At 31.4% G+C, this 12,807-nt stretch carries 11 protein-coding genes; 9 read left to right on the top strand and 2 right to left on the bottom strand.

The features are described 5' to 3' along the window. The first annotated feature begins 3 nt into the window (after window positions 1-3). The 7 genes from ribD (at window position 4) to Q0873_RS04295 (ending at window position 8,420) form a co-directional block, all read left to right on the top strand. The gene (gene ribD, locus Q0873_RS04325; RefSeq protein ID WP_299104600.1) at window positions 4-1,038 is read left to right on the top strand and encodes a bifunctional diaminohydroxyphosphoribosylaminopyrimidine deaminase/5-amino-6-(5-phosphoribosylamino)uracil reductase RibD; all 1,035 of its coding nucleotides are present in this window, start codon (window positions 4-6) and stop codon (window positions 1,036-1,038) included. After that, window positions 1,031-1,642, top strand: coding sequence for an HAD family phosphatase (locus tag Q0873_RS04320; RefSeq protein ID WP_299104599.1), 612 nt, complete (start codon window positions 1,031-1,033; stop codon window positions 1,640-1,642). The genes ribD and Q0873_RS04320 overlap by 8 nt, the downstream gene beginning before the upstream one ends. Continuing rightward, window positions 1,639-2,502, top strand: a complete 864-nt coding sequence (locus tag Q0873_RS04315) for an EamA/RhaT family transporter (RefSeq protein WP_299104598.1) — start codon at window positions 1,639-1,641, stop codon at window positions 2,500-2,502. The genes Q0873_RS04320 and Q0873_RS04315 overlap by 4 nt, the downstream gene beginning before the upstream one ends. Further along, window positions 2,502-3,113, top strand: coding sequence for a YigZ family protein (locus Q0873_RS04310; RefSeq protein ID WP_299104597.1), 612 nt, complete (start codon window positions 2,502-2,504; stop codon window positions 3,111-3,113). Before Q0873_RS04315 ends, Q0873_RS04310 begins: the two co-directional genes overlap by 1 nt. A gap of 122 nt (window positions 3,114-3,235) precedes the next feature. Further along, entirely contained in the window at window positions 3,236-4,774 is a 1,539-nt protein-coding gene (locus Q0873_RS04305) for a sensor histidine kinase (RefSeq protein ID WP_299104596.1), read from the top strand. Window positions 4,775-4,970: 196 nt separating this feature from the next. Further along, on the top strand, window positions 4,971-6,740 hold the full coding sequence (gene rpsA / locus Q0873_RS04300) for a 30S ribosomal protein S1 (protein ID WP_299104595.1): 1,770 nt from the start codon (window positions 4,971-4,973) through the stop codon (window positions 6,738-6,740). 276 nt (window positions 6,741-7,016) lie between these two features. Continuing rightward, window positions 7,017-8,420 carry a M43 family zinc metalloprotease gene (locus Q0873_RS04295; protein WP_299104594.1) on the top strand — a complete coding sequence of 468 codons (1,404 nt, stop codon included), beginning with the start codon at window positions 7,017-7,019 and terminating at the stop codon, window positions 8,418-8,420. 63 nt (window positions 8,421-8,483) lie between these two features. On the opposite strand, the gene Q0873_RS04290 is transcribed toward Q0873_RS04295, so the two are convergent. Together Q0873_RS04290 and Q0873_RS04285 are read right to left on the bottom strand one after the other, a co-directional pair. Continuing rightward, a complete protein-coding gene (locus tag Q0873_RS04290) occupies window positions 8,484-9,014 on the bottom strand; it encodes a CPBP family intramembrane glutamic endopeptidase (protein ID WP_299104593.1) in 531 nt (176 codons plus the stop codon). 196 nt (window positions 9,015-9,210) lie between these two features. Beyond that, the gene (locus Q0873_RS04285) at window positions 9,211-9,732 is read right to left on the bottom strand and encodes a hypothetical protein (protein ID WP_299104592.1); all 522 of its coding nucleotides are present in this window, start codon (window positions 9,730-9,732) and stop codon (window positions 9,211-9,213) included. Between the two features lie 87 nt (window positions 9,733-9,819). On the opposite strand from Q0873_RS04285, the gene glmM reads away from it, so the two are divergent. Both glmM and Q0873_RS04275 read left to right on the top strand, forming a co-directional pair. Further along, the gene (glmM, locus tag Q0873_RS04280; RefSeq protein WP_299104591.1) at window positions 9,820-11,211 is read left to right on the top strand and encodes a phosphoglucosamine mutase; all 1,392 of its coding nucleotides are present in this window, start codon (window positions 9,820-9,822) and stop codon (window positions 11,209-11,211) included. Between the two features lie 128 nt (window positions 11,212-11,339). After that, the gene (locus Q0873_RS04275) at window positions 11,340-12,806 is read left to right on the top strand and encodes an aminotransferase class V-fold PLP-dependent enzyme (protein WP_299104590.1); all 1,467 of its coding nucleotides are present in this window, start codon (window positions 11,340-11,342) and stop codon (window positions 12,804-12,806) included. Window position 12,807: the final 1 nt, after the last annotated feature.

Genomic DNA, 12,807 nt, shown 5'->3' with positions numbered 1-12,807 from the left:
TTTTTGAAGCACGAAAAATACATACAACGTTGTTTAGAGCTTGCTAAGAAAGGAATTGGAACGACAAGACCTAATCCTTCTGTTGGTGCGGTAATAGTTCATAATGATATCATTATTGGAGAAGGATATACAAGTCCATATGGCGGTCCGCATGCGGAAGTAAACGCCATACGTTCTGTAAAAAATAAAGAGTTGCTTAAAGAAGCCACTATTTATGTAACCTTAGAACCTTGTGCTCATTTTGGAAAAACACCTCCTTGTGCTAATTTAATAGTAGAAAAAGGAATTCCAAATGTGGTTATTGGATGTATAGATACCAATAGTTTAGTAGCAGGAAAAGGAGTTGAAATACTTGAAAAAGCTAGCTGTAATGTTACTATTGGAGTATTAGAAACAGCATGTTTTGAGCATCATAAGCGATTTTTTACTGTTCAAAATAAGAAGCGTCCATATATTATACTAAAATGGGCAGAAACTAAAGATGGTTTTGTTGCTCCTTTAGAAAAAGATGAGCAAAAACCGGTATGGATATCTAATGAATATTCGCAGCAATTAGTGCATAAATGGAGAGCAGAAGAACAGGCAATTTTAGTTGGGACAAACACAGTTATCGCAGATAATCCGTCTTTAACTGTAAGAAGTTGGTCTGGTCTTAATCCTATACGAGTAGTACTTGATAAAAGTTTAAGAATATCGAATACGGCTACTGTTTTAGATGGGAAAGTGAAAACTATTGTTCTAACAGAGAAGAGCAAGGAAAACACAGAAGGTATTTATCACGAGCAAATTGATTTTGAAAAGGAAATTGCACAACAGATTAGTAATGTGCTTCAAAAGCATAAAATTCAATCCGTTATTATTGAAGGAGGAACACGAACGCTCCAAAGTTTTATCAATGCAAACTTGTGGGATGAAGCTCGCGTGTTTGTAGGAAATAATGAATTTAAAAATGGAGTTAAAGCCCCATTATTAAATATAGGAGCTACTTCCGAAGAAAAAATAGATAAGGATATTTTAAAAATATATAGGAATGATTAAGAATATCATTTTTGATTATGGTGATGTATTCATCAATTTAGATAAGCAAGCAACATATAAAGAACTAGCAAAATTAGGAGTGACAGAAGTTACGGATGAAATGATGCAGCAGTATTATCAATATGAAATGGGATTAATCTCTACTGAAGAGTTTGTTGGTTTCTTTCATGATAAGTTTCAAATTTCAAAAGAGAATTTAATTGATGCTTGGAATGCAATTTTGTTAGACTTTCCTTTGAGAAGATTAGCTTTTATCAAAGAATTAGCGGCAAGTAAGAAGTACAGACTTTTCTTATTGAGCAATACGAATGAATTGCATATTTCATGGATTCAAAATGATTGGGGAATGGAGTTATATAATGAGTTTAAAGATTGTTTCGAGCAATTTTATTTATCTCATGAAATAAAAATGCGTAAACCTAATGCAGATATATTTGAATTTGTTTTAAATGAAAATAACTTAGAAGCTTCTGAAACTATTTTTATTGATGATACAGCTGAAAATACAACAACAGCTAGTGAATTAGGTATTCATGTATGGAATAATGATCCAGAAAAGGAAGATGTAGTTGATTTATTAAGTAGAAAAGAGTTTTTAGGGTGATTTATTTAGTTTTAAGTGTACTAGTTTCTAGTTTACTTTTTGTGATCTTTAAATTGTTTGATGTATTTAAAATAAATACACTTCAAGCAATTGTGGTTAATTACGCCATTGCTTTATCATTTGGTTTTTTCAATTCAGATATTTCACTTTCAATTAGTGAAGTGCCTAGTCAACCGTGGTTTTTTGGAGCATTTTGTTTAGGTATCCTGTTTATTTCTGTTTTTAATGTCATGGGTTTAACCGCTCAAAAGAATGGATTGTCAGTAGCTTCTGTAGCAGGAAAAATGTCGGTAGTTATTCCAATTATTGTTGGTGTTATAGCCTATAATGAAGGTATTGGTATCATTAAATTATTAGGGATTTTATTAGCACTTGTGGCAGTATATTTATCATCTGCAAAGAGTGATACAAATCCAGTAAAGTTTAAAAACTTACTGCTACCATTGTTATTGTTTGTAGGTTCTGGTTGTATAGATGCAGGATTGAAATATGTAGAAACTACTTATGTGTCTGATGGTGCAGTGCCTATGTTTTTAGCCACTATTTTTGGTTGTGCATTTTTCTTAGGATGTTTAATTGTCTTAGTGCAATTTTTAAATAAAAAGATTCAGTTTCATTGGAAGAATGTATTAGGAGGGATTGCTCTAGGAATTCCAAATTATTACTCAATGGAACTTTTAATTAAAGCCTTACAAACTGAGGGAATGGAAAGTTCAACACTTTTTACTATCAATAACGTTTCTATAGTTGTTTTAACTACAGTTTTTGCCTTGGCTTTTTTTAAGGAAAGACTTATCAAAAAGAATTGGGTAGGTATAGGATTAGCCATAATTAGTATTTTATTAGTAGCTTCGGCATAATGAGTGAGATTAAAGACACATACAAGACAATAACCAAACCTTCAGAAGAAACACTGTTTAAAGATCGAAATAGTAAGTTTTTTGGATATGCTTTTCCTGTAAATTCTGAAGAAGATATAAAAGAGAGATTAGAAGAATTACGAAAGTTACACCATACAGCTAGACACCATTGTTATGCATGGCAATTGGGTACGGAAGAAATTAGATTTAGAGCCAATGATGATGGGGAGCCAAGTAATTCGGCAGGACAACCAATTTATGGACAAATACAAGCATTTGATGTAACCAATGTGTTAATTGTGTCTGTACGTTATTTTGGAGGAACCAAGCTCGGAGTAGGAGGGCTGATCAATGCGTATCGTAGTTCTGCGCAATTAGCTTTGGAAGCGTCTGATATTATTGAAAAAACAATTGATGTTCATTATAAACTAAAGTTTGGTTATGATATGATGAACAAAGTACAACGTATCATAAAAGAGCGAAGTATTACGATTCTAAATCAGAAATTAGAATTGGACTGTGAGTATACTATTTCTGTTCGTAAAAAAGAAGCAGCTCCAATTTTTGATGTTTTTAACAATTTGTATAAGGTTGAAATCAAATCTATTTAGTTACTTTGTGGCCTGAACCTACTTAGATTTATTAAAATAATTATTACCTACAAATTTTCACTTTTAAAAGTATTTTGGTGTTAAGGGTTTTAAAATATTATATAGCCACATTTTTTGTTTTATTGATTGGAGCGTTTTTGTTGTTTCTCTTATTGAATGATTATAATAAGTTAGAAGAACAAAAGGTAAATAGACAATTAAATAAAGCACATACCAATGCAATAACTAGAGCTAGGGCAGGTATAGAAGTATACGCTTCAATGGTTTCTTCATTTAAAAGCTTTACAAAAAATACCAAAGAGTTTCCTACTGAAATACAACTGCAAGGTTATTTAAACGATTTTCTTGGAGGAATAAAGTTTAACGACTCTTTATTAATCAATTATATAGATACTACTCATGTATTTAGATATGTGGTGACTCCTAAAGGAATTGATCCATCAAACCTTAAAGGGATTTCAGTTAAGAATATTAGAAATAAAGAAAGAATCAAAGAATTGAATGATTTGATGACCTCTAAGGAAATTAAATTATTTACTCCCATTAATTTAAGAGAAGGGTGGGCTGGTTTTCCTTTTAACTTTTCTGCAAGAAATAATAAAAATGAAATTTTAGGATATGTAACGCCTATAATTAATGTAAAATATTTACTAGATTATTTTTACGAGAATCATAACGAAGACCTCTATGTGCACAAATTTTTAGTGAACGGAGTAACGGACTTAACAAGAGAGGCTTATTACGACGGTTCTCCTATTTTTAATGAGGTAAAAGATAAAGAATATTATAAAAACTTTGAAGTTGCTGAAGAAGCCTTTATTTATTCAACTATCGATTTATTTGGCCTTCAAATAAAAATAGGAAGCGCCTATAAACAACCTCCAATTACGAATCATACGATATCTAGAGTTTCATATATATGGTATGGAATATTATGTATTCTAATTTTTTTAGCACTATACCAATATTTAAAAAATGAATCCTTAAATAGACAATTGCAAGAAGCAAATGCAGTAGTGGTTTCTAAGAATAATGAGTTAGAGCATAATTTGTTTAAAATTAAAGCACTGATTAAAGAAATTCATCATCGAATTAGAAATAACATGCAAATGATTTCAGGGGTTTTGGCCATGCAGAAACGGGAATATGAGGATGAAAACATTATTAATGCTTTATCTGATAGTCAAAGTAGGATACAATCAATGTCTTTAGTTCATGAAAAACTATATGGAAATGAATCTTTAGAAGATGTTAGAATTGGAGAGTATATTATTCAATTAATTGGGTTTGTTGAAGAAACAATTAAAGAGAAGGAACTTGTAGTGCAAAAAGAAATTAGTATTCCAAGCAATTTAATTTTTGATGCAGAAACAACCTTTAATTTAGGGTTGATTGTAAATGAGTTGATAACAAACTCATATAAATATGCTTTTACTAAAACAAAAGAAAACCGATTAACATTAGAGATATTGAAGGATGAGGAAGGATATAAATTGATATATACTGATAGTGGAGCTGGGCTTCCAGATGGATTTGATATTAAAACTTCACGCTCTTTAGGAATGCAGTTAGTTTATATTTTAACAGATCAATTAAAAGGAATTTTAGAATACAAAAAATCTCCTCAAAGTACCTTTGTCATTTACTTTACTAAAAAATAGTCTTACAATTGTTTGTTTTTCCGTTTTTCAATGTTGTTTTTTAGGTTAACTCATTAATAATCCGTACATTTGCACGCCTTTTTACGAGAACGGATTTAGAAAGGTTTCAAATTATATTTATATTAAGTTTAATTTCTCTTGGCGTTAGTATCGTTAAAAATCTGACTAACAAAAAGATACAAAATTATTTTCAGACATGTCTGAAGAAACAAAAAACACAGCAGAAGCTGTAAATCCAGCAGAATTTTTAGCAACATTTAATTGGCACAAATACGAAGAAGGTATTGATGAAGTTGATGAGGCTAAATTAAAAGAATTCGAAAAAGCTTTAGAAGGAACTGTAGGTTTCGTAAACGAGCGTGATGTTATCGAAGGTTTAGTAACAAGAATTACTGATAGAGATGCGATTATCGATATCAACTCTAAGTCAGAAGGAGTTATTTCTTTAAACGAATTCCGTTACAACCCTAACTTAGCTGTTGGAGATACTGTAGAGGTATTAGTTGACAAGAGAGAAGATAGCACTGGTCAATTAGTATTATCTCACAAAAAAGCACGTGTAATCAAAGCTTGGGATCGTGTTAACAACGCTCACGAAACTGGAGAAATCGTTAACGGTTTTGTTAAGTGTAGAACTCGTGGAGGTATGATCGTTGATGTATTTGGTATTGAAGCATTCTTACCAGGTTCTCAAATTGATGTGAAGCCTATCCGTGATTACGATCAATATGTTGAGAAGACTATGGAATTCAAGGTTGTTAAGATTAACCACGAATTTAAGAACGTAGTTGTATCTCACAAAGCATTAATCGAAGCTGATTTAGAAGATCAAAAACGTGAAATCATCGGTCAATTAGAAAAAGGACAAGTATTAGAAGGAGTTGTTAAAAATGTAACTTCTTATGGTGTATTTGTTGACTTAGGAGGTGTTGACGGATTAATTCACATTACTGATTTATCTTGGTCTCGTATCAACCACCCGAACGAAGTTGTTGAATTAGATCAAAAATTAAATGTTGTAATCTTAGACTTTGATGATAACAAGTCAAGAATCCAATTAGGATTAAAGCAATTATCTGCTCACCCATGGGAAGCGTTAAGTTCAGACTTAAAAGTTGGAGATAACGTAAAAGGTAAAGTAGTTGTTTTAGCTGATTACGGTGCATTTGTAGAAGTTGCTGAAGGTGTTGAAGGATTAATCCACGTATCTGAAATGTCTTGGTCTACTCACTTACGTTCTGCTCAAGATTTCGTAAAAGTAGGAGACGAAGTAGAAGCTCAAATCTTAACATTAGACCGCGAAGAGCGTAAGATGTCTTTAGGTATGAAGCAATTACACCCAGATCCATGGACTGATATTACTACTAAATACCCAGTAGGTTCTAAGCACGAAGGTACTGTACGTAACTACACTAACTTTGGTGTATTCGTAGAGTTAGAAGAAGGTATCGACGGATTAGTTTATATTTCTGATTTATCTTGGACTAAGAAAATTAAGCACCCATCAGATTTTGTAACTGTAGGTGATAAGTTAGAAGTTCAAGTATTAGAATTAGATGTTGAAAACCGTAAGTTAAATTTAGGTCACAAGCAAACTCAAGATAATCCTTGGGATGCTCATGAAGCTACTTATGCTATCGGATCAACTCACGAAGGTACTATTAAAGAAAAGAACGATAAAGGAGCAACTGTTGCTTTTGCTGATGGAGTAGAAGCTTTCGCACCAACTCGTTTCTTAGAAAAAGAAGACGGTGGTAAATTAGCTAAAGGAGATACTGTACAATTCGTTGTAACAGAGTTTAGCAAAGAATACCGTAGAATCGTTGTTTCTCATACTTCTATCTTCAAAGAAGAAGAAAAGAGAAATGTACAAGCTGCTGCTAAGAAAGCTCAAGAAGTAGAAAAAACTACTTTAGGAGATATCGGTGGATTAGCTGAATTAAAAAGAAAAATGGAAGGAAAATAATTTTCCAAACATTATAAATTTTAAACCGCTGCAATTATGTAGCGGTTTTTTTTATGTCGTTTTTTTCGATGAACGTTTTTTAAACATAGTTGAAAATTAGTATATTTAAACGTTGCAACGATTTGAAATTCAATTGATAATACGATGTGTTTGTCGAAAAACAACATCGATGTAAATTAATTTTAATGTAATTTTTGTTTAGAAGTCCCCCAGGCGTTCCACAGAAATTAGATTGAGAATTATGTGTCTATAGCTTAATTTTTAACTTAATCTAAAATGAAAGAAACAACAACGCTCATAGCCTTGTTTTTTTCCCTTATCACACATGTTACAATTTCACAAACAAACTTAAATAATCTTATTACTAGTCAAAAAATTGGCTTAAGTGAAGTTGAGAGTTATCTTGAGGAACATAAAATAGTTCCTTTACAATGCATTAGGAATTCGCACAATGATGTAAAATTAGAAGCCTACAATGCAAGAGACTCTTCCTTTAGGGCTAATGAAAATATTGTAATAAATATCTATTTTCATATTCTTGAAGAGAAGTATAAAACTGAATATAAAATTAATGAAGAACATATTTTAGATGCCGTAGCATTACTTAATGAAACATTCAACCAACATCGAATATATTTTAAGCTAAAAGGGTTTGATTATCTTTTTAATAAAGACTTTTTAAAGGTTTATCTAGGAGGTACAAATACTTTTCAGCATTTAATAACGCACTCGAAAGAGAAAAGTGTATTTGATACTAACAGTTTAAATGTATTTGTAGTTAAAGATATAGCATTGCACCCTAGAGATGAAAAAAGTTTGTCTGGTGCAGCTACTAGAGTAGGAATAACAACTATAATGGATGATGATTATTTGTTAACTTCTAGTTTAGTTCATGAAATAGGTCATAACTTTTCATTGCAGCACACACATCATAATTGGGATTCTGCTATATGTGAAACGGTTATAAGAAATGATGGAGTAGATGATACTTTAGCATCGGTTCCTTTTGATAAGGATGAAGTAGCTTCTGATTGTAGCACATATATTGGAAAAAACAAGAATAATAAATGTGGAGCTGGCGTGACAAAAGTTCCGGCTAATAATTTCATGAGTTCAAATACATTACCTTGTAGGTCTTTAGAAAATGCCTACTTCTCAGAAGGGCAAGTTCAACGGATGCGAAATATGTTGGGTAGTAGTGCTGTATTGAGAAATACATTGAATACTATTGAAAGTTTATATTATCCTTACAAAGGAAATTATGAAGTGGATTATTTAGGTGCTTCAGTAATGAATAAATCGAATAATGTTTCTTTTCAAAAAGGATTCGACTACGAATTCGTCCCTTGTGTTAATACACAATTAAATAGAGAAAGATTTTATTCAAAATATGAAACCCCTGATGGTCATCCATTTTATACAGCAGTTAAAATTATACAGATATCTACTTCAAAAACAGTAAACTGTAACATACCTAATCAAAGTGAATACACTAAGGGTGTAATTGCACGATTTGGACGTAGTTTTTCAGGTGAATTTGAACGGAAAGAACTCAATTCAAATGATATAAATAATGATGGAGTTATCAATCATTTATCAAATGGTTTAAATATTATAAAACTAGAAAACTCAAAAGGGAAAATAACAAGGAAAAAAGTATATAAAGATTTAGATATATAACCAAGTTATTATTAAAAAACTACCTAAAAAAAACCGCTATACACGTATAGCGGTTTTTATATTTTATTCAACAGGAATATATGCGTAATAATCAATTAATAATATTGTGAAATTATGAATAAAATGAATAATCATAGGTATCCATAAAGAGTTGTATTTCCATCTTAAATAACCAAGGAGTATTCCGAAAGGGAAGATCCAAATAATAGATAATACCGATAAATGAACTAAAGCGAACAAAAAAGAGGTAGTTACAATAGTTACTTTTATACTAGTACTCTTACTTAGCGCATTAAATAAAGCTCCTCTAAAAGCTAGTTCTTCAAAAATTGGAGGTAATACAGCCATGAATATAAAAGACCACAAAAAAGGGTTTTCTATATAGGTGTACTCTTCATAATAATTAATAGTAAACAACGTATCTGTTGCTATTAATTGGTTGACATAATCTACAAAATAATGAACCAGGAATGCATTTATAAAAGAGAATAAAATAAATAACACAATCCAGTGATCAAGCTTTGGAACACTATATAGTTTGACTATTTCTTTATAATCAAAAAAAGAAAAAGCTAGTACTAATAACGCAAACATACTTTCCATTATAATTTCAACCCACAAATTGTTGGGGTATGAATCAAAAACATAGAATGAAACACCTAGGTAAACGATTATAGAGACATAAAAAGCAATGATGTAATCTAATGTCTGTGATGACTTTTTAGAATGCATAATTTCTTTACCACAAACAGCACAGAAGTTTACCTTAGATGAATAGTTTTTCTTACAATTATTGCACTGTATCACCTGTTGTTGTTTTTCTTAATTCATTTGCAGAATACAAGCCTTTTCCTAAATAAGAAATAATGATAATCTTCCAAATGAAACCTTTTACAAGACTCAACGGTTCAATGATAGCAGATACAGCTATTAAAGTTATATAAAGTAATAAACCAACTAGTAAGGCTATGAAAGGCTTTTTCTCAGACCAAAATGCAAGTGCTAAATAGATAAAAGCGACAAAAAAGTTCATTGCTAGTTCAATTGTACTACCACTAGATGAATACATCACAAAGCCAAATACAATTACCAGACTGCTTAATACAAATAAGGTGTTTCTAGCAGATTTTATTTTTTGGCCGGCATCAATATTTTTGTTTTTCTGCATTGCCCTTTTAGCAAAGAATTGGGCTCTTTCTTTATCAGTTCCGTTTTCTGGATGCCCACAATTGGGACAATAAACAACATCTTTTTCAATTTCAATCTTACAAAAAGAACAAACCAATTGTTCTTGGGTTAAAGTATTTTCCATATCATTTTTAATTTTTAGGCAAATATAAGTTTTTGTTATTCTTAATTTGTAAGAAGTTTTATCTTTGTAAAAACTGAAAAAATTAATATGACATTAATCAAATCTATATCCGGAATTAGGGGAACAATTGGGGGTAGTATTGGAGATAATTTAACTCCGATTGATGCAGTAAAATTTGCTGCTGCCTATGGTACTTTTATAAAGAATAAAAACTCAGAAAAAGAAAAAATAAAGATAATCATTGGTAGAGATGCTCGTATTTCTGGTAAAATGATTAGTAGCCTAGTTTCTAATACTTTAATAGGGCTAGGTATTGATGTGCTAGATTTAGGGTTGTCTACAACACCAACGGTTGAAGTTGCTGTACCAATTGAAAAAGCTGATGGAGGAATAATTTTAACAGCTTCTCATAACCCAAAACAATGGAATGCTTTAAAACTTTTGAATGAAAAAGGTGAGTTTATAGATGGAGAAGATGGTGCGGAAGTTTTAGAATTAGCTGAAAGTGATGCTTTAAATTTTGCAGAAGTAGATGATTTAGGTTCTTATAAAAAGAAGAAAAATTATATAAAGAAACATATTAAAGAAGTATTAAAGCTTGATTTAGTAGATAAAAAAGCCATTAAGAAAGCTAAGTTTAAAGTAGTGGTAGATGGGGTTAATTCTACAGGAGGTATTGCTATACCAATGCTTTTAAAAGAACTAGGAGTAAAATGTGTAGAGCTGTATTGTGAGCCTAATGGTCATTTTCCTCATAATCCAGAACCATTAAAAGAGCATCTAACGGATATTTCTGAATTGGTGGTTAAAAAGAAAGCTGATTTAGGTATTGTAGTTGATCCAGATGTAGACAGATTAGCCTTAATCTCAGAAGATGGTTCTATGTTTGGAGAAGAATATACTTTAGTAGCTTGTGCAGATTATGTTTTAGGTAAGTTAGGAGGAGGAAATACTGTTTCTAATTTATCATCTTCAAGAGCTTTAAGAGATGTTACAGAAAAACACGGAGGAACCTATACTGCAAGTGCAGTAGGAGAGGTGAATGTGGTAAAGATGATGAAGGCTACAGATACTGTTATTGGAGGAGAAGGGAACGGTGGTATTATTTACCCAGATTCTCATTACGGAAGAGATTCTTTAGTAGGTGTTGCGTTATTTTTATCGCACTTAGCACACAAAAAAATGTCTTGTAAAGAATTACGTGATAGTTATCCTAGTTACTTTATGAGTAAAAATAAAATTCAATTAACACCAAAAATTGATGTAGATAAGATTTTAGCTACCATGGCTAAAAAATATAAGGATGAAGAGGTAAATACGATTGATGGTGTAAAAATTGATTTTGCTGATGAATGGGTGCATTTAAGAAAATCAAATACAGAACCAATTATTAGAATTTATACCGAAGCTACTTCACAAGACAAAGCAGATGATTTGGCTCAGAGGTTTATAAAAGAAATAGAAGAAATTATTAAATAAAAGAAATCCCGCAAGTTTGCGGGATTTTTTATAACCATACAAATTTACTAGGATTGTTAAATATCCAACAAAGTATTTTTCAATTCAATTATTTTACTGAAATTCGTATTTCAAACAACTATTAGCAGATGAATTTAGAGCAATATTTTCAGCAGTTTAGAAACAATATTATAGGTATAGATCAATCATTCCAATCTCCATATGGAGAGCAGAAAATTATTTATGCTGATTGGACAGCAAGTGGAAGATTATATCGCCCAATAGAGGAGAAGTTAATAAATGAATTTGGTCCCTTTGTGGCCAACACACATACAGAAACATCAACTACTGGTGCTTCTATGACATTGGCGTATCATGAAGCAAGAAATATTATCAAACAACATGTAAATGCATCAAAAGATGATGTACTTATAACAGAAGGTTCTGGTATGACTGGTGTTGTAAATAAATTCCAACGAATTTTAGGACTTAAAGTAACAGAAAGCTTAAAAGATCATACGAATGTTCCAGAAGAACTAAAGCCTATAGTTTTTGTATCTCATATGGAACATCACTCAAATCAAACTTCTTGGTTAGAAACTATTGCTGATGTTGCAGTTGTACCATGTAACGATGCAGGTTTAGTTTGTTTACATAAGTTTGAAGAAACAATTGAAAAGTACAAGGATAGACCTATAAAGATTGCTTCAATCATTGCCGGATCGAATGTAACAGGTATTAAAACAGATTATCATAAAGTAGCTGCTTTAATTCATAAATATGGAGGATTGTGTTTTGTTGATTTTGCTTGCTCTGCACCTTATGTAGATATTGATATGCATCCAGAAAATGAAGATGAGTATTTGGATGCTATTTTCTTTTCTCCACATAAATTTTTAGGAGGACCAGCAACTTCTGGAGTATTGATATTTAATAAGAAACTTTATAAGAATATGGTTCCAGATAATCCAGGTGGAGGAACTGTTAGTTATACAAACCCTTGGGGAGATCATGATTATTTTGACGATGTAGAAACAAGAGAAGATGGAGGTACTCCGGCTTTTTTACAAACTATTAAAATAGCGCTATGCATTCAGTTAAAGGATCAAATGGGAACGGATAACATTAAGAAAAGAGAAGATGAGATCAATCCTGTATTATTTGAAACTTTAGAAAGCTTAGAAGGAGTTCATATTTTAGCTCCTCAACATAAAAATAGATTAAGTATTTTCTCTTTTTATTTTGAGAGGTATCATTTCAATTTAGTAGTAAAATTATTAAACGACCGTTTTGGAATTCAAACCAGAGGTGGATGTTCTTGTGCTGGAACCTATGGACATTTTCTTTTAAATGTTGATAAAAAAACATCAAAAGCAATTGAAAGTCAGATTTTAGAAGGTTGTAATACAGAAAAACCTGGATGGGTGCGTTTATCCATACATCCAACAATCACATCTGATGAAGTAGCCTATATCTGTGCTTCTCTAAAAGAATTACATGCAAATATAGAAGAGTGGTCAAAAGATTATAGATATGATATGATTAAGAATGATTATACTCATGTTTCTGCAACACCTGTAGAAAAAAGTCTTGTAGCAAACTGGTTTGCACTATAAC

Source organism: uncultured Tenacibaculum sp. (assembly GCF_947498805.1).
Lineage (GTDB): Bacteria > Bacteroidota > Bacteroidia > Flavobacteriales > Flavobacteriaceae > Polaribacter.
The sequence above is the reverse complement of the archived record's forward strand: the minus strand, read 5'-3'. Positions and strand labels throughout refer to the sequence as shown.